The organism is Pseudomonas sp. A125, from assembly GCF_055409485.1.
In genome coordinates this window covers 129,896-145,120 of record NZ_JBUZVP010000001.1, presented here as the reverse complement: position 1 = coordinate 145,120, position 15,225 = coordinate 129,896, and the positions used below count along the sequence as shown (strand labels likewise).

General features: G+C 59.2%; 16 protein-coding genes. 8 read left to right on the top strand and 8 right to left on the bottom strand.

The window, feature by feature from the left end; all coding sequences use genetic code 11:
• Position 1: 1 nt before the first annotated feature.
• Genes ACZRN6_RS00715 through ACZRN6_RS00705 form a run of 3 tightly spaced genes read right to left on the bottom strand, consistent with a single transcriptional unit; the run spans position 2 to position 3,468 of the window.
• Complete coding sequence (locus ACZRN6_RS00715; protein WP_464006991.1) at positions 2-1,804, bottom strand: Gldg family protein; 1,803 nt, start codon at positions 1,802-1,804, stop codon at positions 2-4.
• 15 nt (positions 1,805-1,819) lie between these two features.
• The gene (locus ACZRN6_RS00710) at positions 1,820-2,545 is read right to left on the bottom strand and encodes an ABC transporter permease (RefSeq protein WP_322144068.1); all 726 of its coding nucleotides are present in this window, start codon (positions 2,543-2,545) and stop codon (positions 1,820-1,822) included.
• Positions 2,542-3,468, bottom strand: coding sequence for an ATP-binding cassette domain-containing protein (locus tag ACZRN6_RS00705; protein ID WP_464006990.1), 927 nt, complete (start codon positions 3,466-3,468; stop codon positions 2,542-2,544). Before ACZRN6_RS00705 ends, ACZRN6_RS00710 begins: the two co-directional genes overlap by 4 nt.
• A 316-nt stretch (positions 3,469-3,784) precedes the next feature.
• Between ACZRN6_RS00705 and ACZRN6_RS00700 the strand changes: the two genes are divergently transcribed.
• Both ACZRN6_RS00700 and greB read left to right on the top strand, forming a co-directional pair.
• A complete protein-coding gene (locus ACZRN6_RS00700) occupies positions 3,785-4,966 on the top strand; it encodes a hypothetical protein (RefSeq protein ID WP_464006989.1) in 1,182 nt (393 codons plus the stop codon).
• Between the two features lie 155 nt (positions 4,967-5,121).
• Positions 5,122-5,595, top strand: a complete 474-nt coding sequence (gene greB, locus ACZRN6_RS00695; protein ID WP_322144071.1) for a transcription elongation factor GreB — start codon at positions 5,122-5,124, stop codon at positions 5,593-5,595.
• 46 nt (positions 5,596-5,641) lie between these two features.
• Here the strand turns inward: greB and ACZRN6_RS00690 are convergent, their stop codons facing one another.
• Positions 5,642-8,152, bottom strand: a complete 2,511-nt coding sequence (locus ACZRN6_RS00690; protein ID WP_464006988.1) for an ABC transporter permease — start codon at positions 8,150-8,152, stop codon at positions 5,642-5,644.
• Complete coding sequence (locus tag ACZRN6_RS00685) at positions 8,152-8,835, bottom strand: ABC transporter ATP-binding protein (protein ID WP_322144073.1); 684 nt, start codon at positions 8,833-8,835, stop codon at positions 8,152-8,154. The genes ACZRN6_RS00690 and ACZRN6_RS00685 overlap by 1 nt, the downstream gene beginning before the upstream one ends.
• A gap of 10 nt (positions 8,836-8,845) precedes the next feature.
• Between ACZRN6_RS00685 and ACZRN6_RS00680 the strand changes: the two genes are divergently transcribed.
• The 3 genes from ACZRN6_RS00680 to ACZRN6_RS00670 all read left to right on the top strand — a co-directional run bounded on the left by ACZRN6_RS00680 (position 8,846) and on the right by ACZRN6_RS00670 (position 10,838).
• Positions 8,846-9,451 carry an arylesterase gene (locus ACZRN6_RS00680; RefSeq protein WP_322144074.1) on the top strand — a complete coding sequence of 202 codons (606 nt, stop codon included), beginning with the start codon at positions 8,846-8,848 and terminating at the stop codon, positions 9,449-9,451.
• A gap of 58 nt (positions 9,452-9,509) precedes the next feature.
• Positions 9,510-9,803 (top strand): hypothetical protein, encoded by a 294-nt coding sequence (locus ACZRN6_RS00675; protein WP_322144075.1) that lies wholly within the window; start codon positions 9,510-9,512, stop codon positions 9,801-9,803.
• Between the two features lie 72 nt (positions 9,804-9,875).
• The gene (locus tag ACZRN6_RS00670; RefSeq protein ID WP_464006987.1) at positions 9,876-10,838 is read left to right on the top strand and encodes a L,D-transpeptidase family protein; all 963 of its coding nucleotides are present in this window, start codon (positions 9,876-9,878) and stop codon (positions 10,836-10,838) included.
• A 159-nt stretch (positions 10,839-10,997) separates the two neighbouring features.
• On the opposite strand, the gene oprI is transcribed toward ACZRN6_RS00670, so the two are convergent.
• The gene (gene oprI / locus ACZRN6_RS00665; protein ID WP_003172710.1) at positions 10,998-11,249 is read right to left on the bottom strand and encodes an outer membrane lipoprotei OprI; all 252 of its coding nucleotides are present in this window, start codon (positions 11,247-11,249) and stop codon (positions 10,998-11,000) included.
• A gap of 615 nt (positions 11,250-11,864) precedes the next feature.
• Here oprI and ACZRN6_RS00660 point away from each other — a divergent pair.
• On the top strand, positions 11,865-12,146 hold the full coding sequence (locus ACZRN6_RS00660; RefSeq protein WP_003189869.1) for a GNAT family N-acetyltransferase: 282 nt from the start codon (positions 11,865-11,867) through the stop codon (positions 12,144-12,146).
• A 66-nt stretch (positions 12,147-12,212) separates the two neighbouring features.
• On the opposite strand, the gene ACZRN6_RS00655 is transcribed toward ACZRN6_RS00660, so the two are convergent.
• A complete protein-coding gene (locus ACZRN6_RS00655) occupies positions 12,213-13,289 on the bottom strand; it encodes a 3-deoxy-7-phosphoheptulonate synthase (protein WP_003218719.1) in 1,077 nt (358 codons plus the stop codon).
• A 133-nt stretch (positions 13,290-13,422) separates the two neighbouring features.
• Entirely contained in the window at positions 13,423-13,857 is a 435-nt protein-coding gene (locus ACZRN6_RS00650; protein ID WP_322144077.1) for a PilZ domain-containing protein, read from the bottom strand.
• Here ACZRN6_RS00650 and ACZRN6_RS00645 point away from each other — a divergent pair.
• Both ACZRN6_RS00645 and ACZRN6_RS00640 read left to right on the top strand, forming a co-directional pair.
• On the top strand, positions 13,856-14,248 hold the full coding sequence (locus ACZRN6_RS00645) for a YbbN family protein (protein ID WP_464006986.1): 393 nt from the start codon (positions 13,856-13,858) through the stop codon (positions 14,246-14,248). The genes ACZRN6_RS00650 and ACZRN6_RS00645 overlap by 2 nt on opposite strands.
• Positions 14,245-15,210 (top strand): putative 2-dehydropantoate 2-reductase, encoded by a 966-nt coding sequence (locus ACZRN6_RS00640; RefSeq protein ID WP_464006985.1) that lies wholly within the window; start codon positions 14,245-14,247, stop codon positions 15,208-15,210. Before ACZRN6_RS00645 ends, ACZRN6_RS00640 begins: the two co-directional genes overlap by 4 nt.
• Positions 15,211-15,225: the final 15 nt, after the last annotated feature.

The following is a 15,225-nucleotide window of genomic DNA, read 5'->3' as shown; positions in this document are numbered from 1 at the left end:
ACTAGTGGAAGGCCGCGCAAGGCAGGTGCTGCCGGCGGCGGCGAAACAGGAAAATACACCACGCAACCATGCACAGTATCAGCGGCAACGCAAAGGTATTCAGCAGCTTCATGTTGCGTTCCAACGCATGCACCTGCGCGTATGACTGGACTTTCAATGCGTGCATTTCCACGGGCACGCGCAAACGCTCCTTGTTAAGCGCCTGCAGTAGCGTGTTGGAGGTTACCGCTTGCGTGCCCTGGGAGATCATCCGGGGGTTGAGCAACTGCCATTCCTTTTCCGTTCGCGCCAGGCGCTGTGCCATTTCGGTGGATTTTTCCTGGTAGGCCTGTGCCGCGTCGTTGCGCAATGCCTGCAACACATGAAGAGCCCGATTGCCCCCTTCACGGGGGCGAATGTTCATCAATGCGTCGGGTGCTGCCAGGTTATCCAGTGTATTCAACACGAACAGTGCGTTATCTGAAGAAGGGCCGCTTTGCGCGGGGTTGAGGTGGGCGCTCCCCGCCACTCGATCACTGAGCAGGTCGGTGTCGGCGACGATGACAATATGGATCTGCGCAGCCTTCTGCAGGCCGGCCTTACCTGCGTTGACGCCATCAGCAAAGGCGGAGTGCGCCGGCCCTTCGACGCGGGCGGCAATCACATAGGGCTGCCCGCGAGCGGTTATCTCGTTGATCAGTGAGTCAAACTGGGCGGGCAACGCGAAACGGTCCGCGTCAAACAGCGCCGCTTGCCCGGAGCTTTGCAGCAATGGCGTGAAGGTCATGCGGCTTCTCTTGAGGGGAGCCAGCACGCCGGTGCTCAAGGTATTGACGCTCTTGAGCTTCCAGGTGCTGAGGTCATTCCGTGCCATTGCCTGGCGGGGCAGGGTCAGCGCAGCGGGATGGCGCACGGGCGGTTGGCCTGTGGTCATGACCACTGAGGTGGCATAGTCGCGATCGGCGAGTATTTTATTGGCGGGCATCTGTACGCCCCAGGCTGCCAGTAATGCGTCCAGCCTGGGGTTTTCCGTGGCGATGCCTCCAGCATCCAGCCCGCACAGTGGGTCGATAAACATCATCAGTTTGCCCGCGCCCAACACAAATTGATCAATGGCGTACAGGGTTTGATCGGGCAGTGTCCCGGGATTAACCACCATCAAGGTTCTGACATGGTCGGGAATCTGGGCGATACCCGGCTCGAGGCTCACGAGGTTGAATTGCCGGCGAATCTCCTGCAGTAATTGCAAGGGAGGCGCATCGCCGTTGTGTTCATCCTTTTTGCCGTCCATGGGCAGCCGAGATATCAGGCCGACAACGGGCTGCTCCGGATGGATCACCTTGTGGATCAAATGGCTGATTTCATACTCCAGCAACGACGCCCGGTCCGGGCTGAATGACGCAATGCTATGGGGGGCATGGCCTGCGCGGGTACCAACGAGGCCGAAGAACCCATGTTGATCGTCGAGCCCCATTAGCCGCGCTTTGTACTCATCTTCGGAAAAAGGCGTGGGATCGATCAAGTGCAGGTTGATCTTGCCTTTTGACGCTTTCTCATACTCTCTGAGCAATAATTCGACACGTTTCCCGTAGGTCTTCACGCTATTGCTTTGGTTGGGGTGTGTGCTTGAGTGGAAAAAGTACAGGTCAATCGGCCCCTCAAGTGACGCGAGTTGATGCTGTACGGAATCGGACAGGGTATGGATTTTCTGTTCCGAGAAGTCGATCCGTGTATCAGGAAGTTTGAACACCCATACCCAGTTAAACGCAAAAAAGAGTAAGAGTAAGGTGATAATCGTCATGCCGGCGCTGAGTGGTGTTTTCATTTTGGAATGTCCTCCTCAGCTGTTTCTGATATTTAGAGTGATAGTAGTTGTGGCGAGGAAGGCAATAATCACGCTGGCAAAATACAAACTGTCATGAAGTGCCAGAACGCCATGATCGATGGCGTCAAAGCGTACGGATGGGCTCAGGGAAAGGATGCGGTCAATGAGCCAGACCGGCGCCTGATATTCCAGGGCATCAATAATCGAAGACAGTCCGCTTACGATAACCAACAGTCCGAGGGTCGCGGTGAAGATAGCCGTACGGTGGTGGGTCAGTGTGGAAATAAAACACCCCGCAGACAGGTAACTTCCGGCCAGTAACCAGCTGGCCAGGTACTGGGAGGCAATAACACTATTGTCTGGATTGCCCAGATAGTTGACAGTGATGACCAGGGGAAAGGTCATGAGCAGGGCAATGCCCGCAATGATCCATGCGGCCAGGTATTTGCCCATGACTATTTCAAAGTTGCTGATGGGCAGTGTTCTTAAAAAGCCGATGGCGCCGGTTTTATATTCATCGGTCCACAGTTGGGCGCAAAGCACTGGCGTCAACAACAGGTAAGTCCAGGGATGCAACTGGAAGAAGCCATGTAAGTCTGCGCTGCTCTGTTCCACTAGTTGGCTTGTATGCAAACCCAGTGCGGTAGAGGCTATCAGGAACACTGCGGTGCTTAGATACGTGACGGGTGCTGAAAGGTAGCTGACGAGTTGGCGCTTGAGAATCACCCGTAGAAGTTTCAATTCGATGCCTCCCGGCTCATGTGATGGACCACTTCATCCAGGCGGCCGGGCTCCAGCTTCAGGGCATTGATTTTCCACCGCCGGTTCGCGATCAGTGCCGCGATATGTGAATAAATAGTTTGGCCGGGCATGGCGAGCACCGTCACTGTTCCGGGGGTTTCCCGGTCTTCCTCGATGCCGGCGACTCCGGGCAGTACCGCCAGGGCCAATAAATCCAGCGGTACATCGGCGGCAAGGGTTACCGCCTGGTAGTGACGAGAGTTAAGCTGCATGTCGCGTAATGAGGTGTCTGCCACGAGGCGCCCGTCGGCTATCACTACTGCGCGGTCGCAAATGCCTGTGAGTTCTTCAGGGGTACGGGAGGCGACAATGATCGTCATTTCATCGTTCAGCGACTTGATGAGCAGTCTTATTTTTTGTTTTTGATCGGCGCCCAGCCCTTCCGTTGGCTCATCGAGTAACAGCAGGTCGGGGTCATGCAGGATCGCCTGGGCGATGGCGACCCGGCGTTTCAAACCCGTAGGAAGGCCTTCAATGGGGCATTTGAGTATCTGCCAAAGTTCCAGGCGCGCAACCGCCCGGTCAATCATCTTGTGTTTTTGCGCGCCGCGAAATCCGCGTATTTCAGCGATAAAGCCGAGAAATCCCTTCACGCTCATTTTGCCATGGCTCATTGGCAGTTCCGGCTGATAGCCGACGACTGTTTTGGCCTGTAACGCAGTCAGCGCAATATCGTTACTGAATATTTGTATACGCCCCGAAGTGGGGGCAGTTGCGCCCGAGATCATCTTGATGATCGTGGTTTTCCCCGCACCATGATTTCCAACCAGTCCCAGGCACTCTCGATGGTGAGCGCTGAATGAGATGTCGCGGACAAGGTTATTTTTACCTATTTTTTTTGTCAGACTTGTTATCTCGATCATTGGGCGTTTCTACTGAATAGGTTTGGCAAGGCTCGATAAGGTCGAGGGCTCGAATAGCCTGCATGAGCAGCAGGGGGTGAATGTTCGAAACATTAAAATATAAAGCGCTTATTTATCGCGCCCGGAATCACACTATTAAAAATGGTACGTTCAATGGCGTAGCTTGGAAACGTAAAGGTAGATGAATAAGATAAATCCTACATGTAAGACTTCGGCTCGCTGAAACAATTATTGTGTTATCGGTGCTTTAATCGAGGTCGTCTTTGTGTTCGGTGTGTGTTTGTAAAACGGCCAATTTAAATGGAGCCTGAATATCATGTTGCTTCTACGTACAATTGTTCTTGAACAGTCGGCGCAGGATGCGCCCGTCAACGGTGCACTGCTGTGTAGTTTCGCGGTGGCGCAGATCGCATCCAACTTCCTGGCCTACAGCCTCGATGAAGAGACAGAACCTGGTAGCTCACGGGTATATATCGCCGCATTGCGTAAAAAGTCCGAGAGGTACTTCCTGGGCGCAATAGACTCCAAGGACGACCTGCAAACAGCGACCCACGTCTTCAAGCAAATTCTTACACTCGCCGCTGCACCGGGGGCCAGGGCCGGCAGCGCAGGCGAGGCTCAAATTCCCTATCATTTTGTCGACCTGAAAGGCTGCAAGCTTCCCCCCGCCAGGCCTGAGGATCATCATTCACTGACGATCAAGAAGTCATTGGTGATGAAAGTGATTACCCTGGGCACTTCGGCACCCGGGTTGCCCGCTATCGAAAGCAGTTCGCTGATCGTGCCATCGATTCGTTTTTCCTCGCGAATGGTTTCTCCTCCCAGGTCCCAGGAGCGTCCAGAGCCTTCGCCGCCATTGCCCGAGCCCATTGCCCAGGAACCCCTGGAGGTGCTCCAGGTAACTGAGACATTCGCCGAGCCACCGCCTCAAGTGCCTGTGCAGACGCCAGTGCTCGCCACTGCGCCGCAACTGCCGCCGTCGCCACCTGCGTCCCAAGAGCCGCCTTCATTGTTCGAAGTCGACGACACGCTGACCAATCTTGCGCGCGTGGCTCAGGAATTGACGCAGCAAAAGCTCGCCGTGCTCAAGCACGAAGATGCGCTCGAGCAGTTACGGCAGGAACTGCGCCAGGAACAAACCGAGCTTGTGAACGAGCGCCAACGGATCACTGAAAAAGAGGCATCCCTTGAGGCGTTGGCGCACACACTGGCAGGCCGTGAAGAGCATCTGGCCGGGAGCTCTGCGTTAAACCAGGCAGAGCAGCGTCGAATGGATGAGCGTGTGCGCAATCTGGAGGGGCAGGAAGCCTTGCTGCACAACCGTGACCTGGCTGTTCGCGAGAAGGAACAACAGCTGACGACGGCACTGTTTCAACTGCCCGGCCTGCGGGATAACCTGAGGCTGGCACTTCAAACCCTGGATGAATCGCTTGCATGGTTACCTGAGTCCGCGCGCAGCCAGCCTGAAAGTCGCCCTCGCCAGGCGGATGTGGACTGAGGCGGTGCAGGTTGCTTGAATGCACCCGCGGGTCTGGCTACTTTGCTGCGTTCATTTATTATCGAGCCCCATCAGCCGAAGTCGGGCGTTCGATACGCTGTGCCTGATGCGGCGGCGAGTCTGAAAAATGGAAACTTCCAGGGGATGTAGCGCTTTTGAGCACCAAGCTGATTACCAAAGAAGGTCATGAAGCCCTGAAAAAAGAGCTTGATTACCTGTGGCGAGAAAAGCGCCCTGATACCACCCGTAAGGTGACGTGGGCTGCGTCCCTTGGAGACAGGAGCGAAAACGCCGACTACCAGTACAACAAAAAACTGCTGCGGGAAATCGATCGCCGGGTGCGTTACCTGCGCAAGCGCCTGGAAGACATGCGCGTGGTCGAATACATGCCGGAGCAGGAAGGGAAGGTGTTTTTCGGCGCCTGGGTAGGGATTGAAAACGAACAGGGCGAGACCAAGCGGTTTCGCATCGTCGGTTACGATGAGATCTATGAGCGCATGGACTACATCTCCATCGACTCGCCCATGGCTCGTGCCTTGTTACGCAAAGAGGTGGATGACGAAGCGCTGGTGCAAACCCCGGGCGGCGAAGTGTGCTGGTGGATCACCGCGATCGAGTACGTGAAGTAACAACAGCTGGCCCGCCCTCATTGCAGAGGGTGGGCCATTTACGTTTTCAGCCCTCGCGCAGCACCGTTAACGGGCTGGCATTCAGCGCGCGGCGAGTGCCGAACACGCCCGCACCGCCGATCAAGATCGCGCCAATCACTGGCAGCAGCAACAGCCACGGATGTGGGTGCCAGGTCAGGTCGAACGCGTAGCGGTACAGCACCAGCGTCACCAGTTCCGTACCCAACGCCGCCAGCAGGCCGCTCACGGCCCCCAGTAACCCGAACTCGATACGCCGGGCCTTGACCAGCAACTTGCGCTCCGCACCCAGCGCCCGGAGCAGGGCGCCTTGGCGAATCCGCTCGTCGAGGGTGGCCTGAAGCCCGGAGAACAACACCGCCATCCCCGCCGCCAGCACAAACAACAGCACGTACTCCACCGCCAGGGTGACCTGGGCGAGGATGCTGCGCAGTTGTTCCAGCAGCGCCTCCACTTGCAGGATAGTCACTGCCGGAAAGGCCCGGGACAGGTCGACGATCTGCTGGTCATGGCCGGGCGCCAGGTAGAAGCTGGTCAGGTAAGTGGCCGGCAGGTCCTTCAAGGTCCCCGGCTGGAAGATCATGAAGAAGTTGGGCTGGAAGTTGTCCCAATTGATTTCCCGCAGGCTGGTGACCCGCGCTTCACGATTTTCCCCGCCGACGGTGAATACCAGGTGATCGTTGAGCTTGAGTTTCAAGCTGTCAGCGACCTTGGCCTCTACCGAAACGCCTGGAATCTCGTCGGTCGGTTGCGCTGTCCACCAAGAGCCGGCTGTCAGCTTGTTACCCGGTGGCAGGTCAGCGGCCCAGGTCAGGCTCAAGTCCCGCTGTACGGCGCGATCACCACTGGAGTCCTTGCTGACAATTTCCTGCACCGGGGCGCCATTGATGCTGATCAAGCGTCCCGGCACCACTGGATACAAGGGCGCAGACTGCGCCTGCAATTCCAGCAGGCGCGCGCCGAAGGTGTCTTTGTCGGCGGGCAGGATGTTCAAGGCGAAATAATTGGGGGCGTCCTTAGGTAGCTGGTTTTGCCAGGTGTCGAGCAATTCGCCACGCAGCAGCGCGATCAAGCCCATGGACAACAGGATCAGCCCGAACGCCAGGGATTGGCCCGCCGCCGCCAGTGGATGACGCAACAACTGGCCCAGCCCCAGGCGCCAGGGCAGCGAGGCACGCGCCAGCAGGCGCCGCAGGCTTTGCAACAGCAGCAGGAGCAGGCCGCCGAGGATCAGCGCGGCAATCACGCCCCCGCCCAGCAGGGCGAAGGTCAGCACCAGGTCGAGACTCAGGCGCCACATGATCAGGCCCAGCGCGAACAGCGCGGCACCGTAGACCATCCAGGTGCTGGAGGGGATTGGAAGCAAGTCGCGTCGCAATACCCGCAGCGGTGGCACGCGCCCCAGCGCGGCCAGCGGCGGCAGGGCGAAACCGGCGAGGGCGACCAACCCGGTGCCGATCCCGGCAATGGCCGGCAGCAGCCCACCAGGTGGAACGTCCGCCGGCAGCAGGTCATGCAACAGCGCAAACAACCCCAGTTGTGCCAGCCAGCCGAGCAGGGCGCCGGTGAAGCTGGCCAGCAGTCCGAGCACGGTCAATTGCAGGCTGAACAGCAACATGGTCTCGCGCCGTGACAACCCGAGGCAGCGCAGCAAGGCGCTGGCATCAAAGCGTCGGCTGGCGAAACGGTTCGCCGAGAGCGCCACCGCCACGCCGGAGAGCAGCACCGCCACCAGGCTGGCCATGTTCAAGTAACGCTCGGCTTTGCCCAGTGCCCCCCCAATCTGTTGGTTGCCGTCGCGGGCATCCTGCAGCCGCTGGTTGGCAGCCAGGCCTGGCTTGACCAGGTCGCGATAGGTTTGCAGCACGGTACCGCCTTGCGGCGCGCGCCACAGGTCGCGGTAACTCACGCGGCTGCCGGGCTGCACCACGCCGGTGGCATCGAGGTCGGCCAGGTTGATCATTACCCTGGGCGTCAGGCTATAGAAGTTGCCAGCGCGGTCGGGCTCGTAGGTCAGTACCCGTGCCAGGCGCAGGGTCTTCATGCCAACGTCGATGCTGTCGCCGATCTTCAGGCCCAGGGCCGTCAGCAGGCGCGCTTCCACCCAGGCTTCACCGGGTTTTGGCCCACCGCCTGCGGTTTCCTCGCCGAAGGGCTCGGCAGCGCTCTTCAGCTCGCCACGCAATGGGTACTCGTCGTTGACCGCCTTGATGCTGGACAGCTGGATGCCATTGTCGGTGGCAATCACGCTGGAGAACTCCACGACCCTGGCGTGCTGCAAACCCAGCTCGGTGCCGCTCTGGATTTGTTCGGTGCGGGCGGAGGAACTGCCTTCCAGCACCAGGTCGGCTGCCAAAAACTCCGTGGCGCGCAACATCATGGCGCCGTTCAGGCGTGCACCGAAGTAACCGATGGCGGTGCTGGCGGCGACGGCCACCAGCAGGGCGAAGAACAGCACACGCAGTTCGCCGGCGCGGGCATCGCGCAGCAACTGGCGAAGGGCAAGGCTGAACAGGCGCAACAAGGGCAAGCGTGCCATCAAGGCTCCAGGGGCGCGACCATCAGGCCGGCTTCAAGACGGATCAGGCGGCGGCAACGGTGGGCCAGGCGCTCGTCATGGGTCACCAGCACCAGGGTCGTGCCGTTCTCTTTGTTGAGCTCGAACAGCAGGTCGCTGATGCGCTCGCCGGTGTGGCTGTCGAGGTTGCCGGTGGGTTCATCGGCAAACAGCACATCCGGTTCGGCGGCAAACGCCCGGGCAATCGCCACCCGTTGCTGCTCGCCACCTGAAAGTTGGCGCGGCGAATGCGTGAGGCGCTGGCCCAGGCCGACGCGCTCCAGCAGGTGCCTGGCACGCTCGCGGGCGTCCTTGCGGCCGTCCAGTTCCAGCGGCAGCATCACGTTTTCCAGCGCATTGAGGCTGTCGAGCAACTGGAAGGACTGGAACACAAAACCTACGTGTTCGGCGCGGATACGCGCCCGCTGGTCTTCGTCGAGGGTACTCAGGGCTTGGCCGGCGAGGGTGACTTCGCCGCTGCTGGGCAGGTCGAGGCCGGCCAGCAGGCCCAGGAGGGTGGATTTGCCGGAACCGGAGGCGCCGACGATAGCCAGGCTATCGCCCTTGTTCAGTTCCAGGCTCAGTTCGTGCAGGATAGTCAGTTCACCTTCCGCGCTGGGAACCACTTTGCTAAGGTTTCGCGCGGTGAGAATGCTTGCGCCCATGGAGAATCCAATGCGAATGTGGTTTTTGAGTGCTGGCCTGGCCTTGATGTGCATGGCCCAGAACGCAGCGGCGGGTACAGTCCTGATCGTTGGCGATAGTATCAGTGCCGGTTTCGGACTGGATACCAGCAAAGGGTGGGTAGCGTTGTTGGGACAACGGCTCAAGAGTGAAGGTTTCGACGATAAAGTGGTCAACGCCTCCATCAGCGGCGACACCAGTGCCGGAGGCCTTGCGCGCCTGCCGGCGGCGCTTGCAGAGCATAAGCCGGACGTGGTGATCATTGAGCTGGGTGGCAATGATGGGTTGCGTGGGCAGCCACCTGCGCAATTGAAACAAAATCTTGCATCGATGATTGACCAGTCCAAGGCCAGTGGTGCCAGGGTGCTGCTGTTGGGTATGCAGTTGCCGCCTAATTACGGTCCGAAATACACCACCGCGTTTGCCGAGGTATACGGAGCCCTGGCCAAGGAAAAAAGCGTCCCGCTGGTAGCGTTTTTCCTTGAAGGCATCGGCGGCCATCCCGAGCTGATGCAGGCGGACCAATTGCACCCGGCGGTTGGCGCACAGGGCAAGTTGCTGGAAAATGTCTGGCCAACGCTAAAACCACTGCTGTGACGCTTTTCTAGCAGCGGTCTTTCGGCTAAGGTGGCGCCCCCCCGATCTGGAGCCCCCGATGTCGCGTCTTGCCTGGTCCCTGTTTGCCTACCAACTGATCGAGCCTGACGAACAGCTGGATCTGTTCGCCTGCCAGGAAGTCCGGGTGCATCTGGTGACGCGTCAATTGGAGTTGGGCGGGTCTATCGACCGTACCCTCTGCGGTACGTTATTGCCTGCCCAGCCGCGCTGGTCTTCGGTGGATCGCTCGATCTTCCAGGACCAGCGCTTGTGCCCCCTTTGCCGGGCGATCCTTGAGTCGCAAAAACGCGGCACACCGCCGATCTGGCCAGAGCTGCGCTTCGAACTTTGAATAGCGGTGCCCGCCGGGCAGCCGTGTACAATCGATTTTTTACTACCCGTCGATCTGCGAAGGAATTCCCGGATGTTGTCGCGCCTCTCCGCCGTCACCTGCTGCCTGTCTCTCGCTGCTCTGTGCGCAGCCGGTTCCGCTGCAGCCTTGCAGTTGCCTTTGCCGCCACCGGGTGAAGATATCGTTGGCCAGGTCCAGGTGATCAAGGCCAAGTACGAAGATACCTTCGCAGACCTTGGCACCACCTACGACCTGGGTTATTCGGAAATGGTCGCGGCCAACCCGGGCGTCGATGCCTGGTTGCCGGGCGCGGGTACCGAGATCGTGCTGCCGACGCGCTTCATCCTGCCGCCCGGCCCGCGTGAAGGCATCGTGATCAACCTGGCGGAATATCGGCTCTATTACTACCCCAAGGGCCAGAACGTGGTGTACACGTTCCCGTTGGGGATTGGCCGTGAGGGCTGGGGGTCGCCAGTGGCCCACACCACCATCACCGGCAAGATCCCGAATCCGACCTGGACCCCGCCAGCCTCGATCAAGGCCGAACACGCCGCCAACGGCGACCCGTTGCCTAACGTGGTGCCCGCCGGCCCGGATAACCCTCTGGGCCCGTTCAAGTTCACCTTGGGCACGCCCGGCTACCTGATCCACGGTTCCAACATGAAGTTCGGCATCGGCACCCGCACCAGCCACGGTTGCTTCCGCATGTTTAACAATAACGTGCTGGAAATGGCCGACATGGTGCCGGTAGGCACGTCGGTGCGGATCATCAGCGATGCCTACAAGTTTGGCGCAGCCGGTGGCAAGGTGTACCTGGAAGCCCACACGCCGTTGAACGACGATGGCACCCCGTCGGTAGTCGACAAGCACACCGCGGTGATCAACGCCTTGCTCAAGCGTGAAGACCTGTCGAGCAACCTGCGCGTCAATTGGGACCAGGTGCGTGATGTCGTGGCGGCTGAAGACGGTATACCAACGGAAATCGGTGTGACGGGCGTGGCGCCGATGGTGTCGAGTACGCCGATCGATCAGTAGGAGCAAGCTTGCTCGCGAAAAACTCGCGAGCGTCGCGTTCCTTCAGGCTGCGCGCGTCATCGTTAACGATCTTCGCGAGCAAGCCCGCTCTTACAAAATCACAGGCAAAAAAAAGCCGATCCAAGAATGGATCGGCTTGATAACAACCCCGAAGGATTATTACTTGCGGCTTGCTTTTTCAAGCATGCGCAGAGCGCGCTCGTTAGCTTCGTCAGCAGTCTGTTGTGCTTTTTGAGCAGCAGCCAGAGCTTCATCAGCTTTACGATAGGCTTCGTCTGCACGAGCCTGGGAGCGAGCTGCTGCGTCTTCAGTTGCAGTCAGACGAGCTTCGGTTTCTTTGGAGACGCTGCTGCAACCGGTAGCCAGAACTGCGGCCAGAGCCAGAGCAGAGAATTTCAGAACGTTGTTCATCGTGTTCCCCTTCAAGGACTTTCTATTAAATGGCTACTTTCTCAGAGTGAGCTAATAGCCGGCGTACATACTACCCATTACTTGTAGTAAGTAAACTGACGTAGCGCAAGAAGCAAAAAAAATTCTCGCCGCCAATCTATTTTGGCTAATCTTTTGAGAGTCTGTATAAAAATTATCCAGATTTCTGCACTCTGCCGCGGATTGGATCCAGCCTGAAAGGGCCGGCTGGCAAGTGTTAAGCCATGTAAACATAAGCCAATTTATATATCGTACGTGACACTATTGTTCAGATTGTCTTTTCTTCATTCGGTATCTTTTGTGCATGTTGAGGTGACTTTAAGAGCGCGTGTTCGTCTCAAGCTTCAACTGCCGGCAATGTTCAGGCCATCCACCTAATGGCCCTTTCTATGTCCGCCAGCGCAACGGAAGACGAGCGTGTCTTGAGCAATTGTGCGATTGGCGCCTACTATTTCCCTGTGCTGGTTGTGAGCGCGAGTGCGAGGCACTGGCGGCTTTTCTCGTTGTCGAAACCGGCACCGGGTGGCGTAGATGTTCCTTCGCCGGAAAAACATCGGTAAGGTAGGGGTCAGAAACCAAGACCCGCGAGGAGTAGTGATGAGCGAGGCGTTGTCCATCCACCATGACCAGGCTGGTCATCAGTTCGAGACCAATGTGGACGGTCATCGTGCCTATCTGACCTATATGGACCTTGGGAAGCAGACCCTGGATATCTATCGCACCTTCGTGCCCAACGCGTTGCGGGGCCGTGGCATTGCTGCCGCGCTCACCGAGGAAGCGTTGAAGTTCGCTGAAGAGGCAGGGTATACGGTGATTCCGTCCTGCTCCTACGTGGAGCGTTATATGGAGCGCCACCAGCGCCACGCGGCGAAGCTCTGAGCACCGAACAGCAGGCATAAAAAAACGCCGGGTTTAGCCCGGCGTTTTTGTGTCCGCAGTCTTTGTTCAGCCGCGTTGGCGCTTGGGCAAGACGTCCTTGAGCTTGGCATGCATGCTGCGCAAGGTGGTCTCGGTAGCAGACCAGTCGATGCAGGCATCGGTGATCGACACACCGTATTGCAGGTCGGCCAGGTCTTTTGGAATCGCCTGGCAACCCCAGTTCAAGTGGCTTTCGACCATCAGGCCGATGATCGACTGGTTGCCTTCCAGAATCTGGTTGGCCACGTTCTCCATCACCAGCGGTTGCAGGGCCGGGTCCTTGTTGGAGTTGGCGTGGCTGCAATCGACCATGATGTTCGGCTTGATCTTCGCCTTGTTCAGCGCCTGTTCGCACAGGGCCACGCTGACCGAGTCATAGTTGGGCTTGCCGTTGCCGCCACGCAGCACCACGTGACCGTAGGCGTTGCCCTTGGTGGTGACGATGGACACGCCACCTTCCTGGTTGATGCCCAGGAAACGGTGCGGGCTGGAGACCGACTGCAGGGCGTTGATCGCCACAGTCAGGCCGCCATCGGTACCGTTCTTGAAGCCCACGGCCGAGGACAGGCCGGAAGCCATTTCCCGGTGGGTCTGGGACTCGGTGGTACGCGCACCAATCGCCGACCAGCTGATCAGGTCTTGCAGGTACTGCGGGGAAATCGGGTCCAGGGCTTCGGTTGCCGTTGGCAGGCCCATTTCCGCGAGGTCCAGCAGCAACTGCCGACCGATGTGCAGGCCATCCTGGATCTTGAAGGAGTCGTCCAGGTACGGGTCGTTGATCAAGCCTTTCCAGCCGACGGTAGTACGCGGCTTCTCGAAATAGACGCGCATCACCAGGTACAAGGTGTCGGACACTTCCGCCGCCAGCACCTTCAGGCGCTCGGCGTATTCGTGGGCAGCCTTGAGGTCGTGGATCGAGCATGGCCCGATGACCACGAACAGGCGGTGGTCGGTGCCGTCGAGAATCTCACGGATGACTTCGCGGCCCTTGGTGACGGTCTGCAGGGCAGCGTCGCTCAGGGGGATTTCGCGCTTGAGCTGATCGGGCGTGATCAGGGTCTCGTTGGATTCGACGTTAAGGTCGTTGATCGGTAAATCAGCCATCGTGTTACTCGTCAGGGTCACGGGTGCCGGCCGCCAGCGATCCCCGTGCGGCGGAGCACAGCATGATTTAAGTGCAGCGGGGAGCCGAACCTTAGCGCGTTACAAGGTTGGGAGACAATGGGCAAAGGCCGCTTTAATCCAGCGCTGGCTGCACAAAAGCCTCATGGGAGAACTCGCCGGCGTGGTGCGTGACCCATTCGCGGGCCAGGGCTTCGCTCTGCCTGGGTGTCGGCTGGGTGCCTTCGTGCAGGCGGCAGTAGCGTTCGATCTGGCACACTTGCTCGCCCATCCGCGCACCGAACAAGGCCTGCTCATCGGTAAAGGCAATGCCGATGCGGTAGGCGTTTCCAGCCTTGCGGCACCATGCCACATAGCCCGGATAGCGGGCGGTCAGGCCCAGTGAAGGGATGTGCAGCTCGATGGCCGAGCCCTGGCGCCAGGCGCGAGGGTAATTGCATGCGACGCCGCCCAGGCCGATAGTGTGCAGCCGTTGGCGGGAAATGCCGGAAATGGGACGTTGGGTTAATTCGACAGCGACATCATCAGGGTGAGGAAAAAAACGACCCATGCACACGGACTCCGAGCACCGTCCAATTGACGGCGGTGGCAGCAGTATAGTGAAAGAATTGCACCTTACCGACCTGGATATCGACCAGCAATTATTGGGGCTTCCCGGCACCTCGTTGGTGGTGTTTACAGGTGACGGATGCTCGCGCTGCCGCTTCCTGCACCAGCAACTGCCGGGCTGGGACTTGCCGGTGGACCGGGTCTGCTGGGTGGATGCGGGCCACAATGGTGGGGCGGTGGAACGCTACGAGATCTTTCATCTGCCGGCGTTGTTTGTGGTGTGCGACGGGAAATTCCATGGAATATTAGCGTCACTGACGCGTCTGACCGCCAGCGACCTGACTCAGGGTGTGCAGCAGGCGCTCAAACGAACACCAGAGGAATTGCCATGACCGAAGTTGCAAAAAAGCCGTCGACCCGAATCGGGATCATCGGCACCGGGGCCATTGGTGGTTACTACGGCCTGATGCTCGCGCGGGCCGGCTTCGATGTGCATTTTCTGCTGCGCAGCGAGTACGCGGCGGTCAGCAAGCGCGGCCTGCAACTCAACAGCACCCTCCACGGGACCTTGCACCTGCACCCGGTGCAGGCTTATGCCAGCGCCGCTGATATGCCGCCGTGCGACTGGCTGCTGGTGGGCACCAAGTCGACGGGGAATGTCGAGTTGGCGCCCACCATCGCTCAGATAGCGGCCCCGGGCGCCAGGGTGGTGCTGCTGCAAAACGGCCTCGACGTCGAAGACAGCCTGCGCGAACACCTGCCGCCGTCGCTGCACCTGCTCGGTGGCCTGTGCTATATCGGCGTGCACCGTTCCGGCCCCGGGGTTATCGAGCATCAGGCGCTGGGCCGGGTCAACCTGGGTTACCACAGTGGCCCTGCGGCCAGCGATGACGCCAGTCGCCAGGCGATTGTCGAGGAAGGCGCCGCGCTGTTTCACCAGGCCGGTATCGATTCCCAGGCCATGGCCAATGTGCATCAGGCCCGCTGGCATAAACTGGTGTGGAATGTGCCATACAACGGTCTCTCGGTAGTGTTCGGCACCGGCACCACGGCGATGATGGCGGATGAATCCAGCCGCGAACTGATCCAGGCGCTGATGGCTGAAGTGGTGCAGGGCGCCCACGCCTGCGGGCATGAAATTCCCGCCAGCTACGCCGGGCAAATGTTCACCATGACCGAAAGCATGGATGACTACCTGCCCAGCATGTATCACGATTACACCCACAAGCGCCCGCTGGAGCTGGCGGCGATTTATGCGCGCCCCTTGGCGGCGGCGAAGGCGGCCGGTTGCGAATTGCCACGAATGCAGGCGCTCTACCAGGCCTTGAGTTTTATGGACCGGCATAACCGCTGATTGGAGGGGGACACC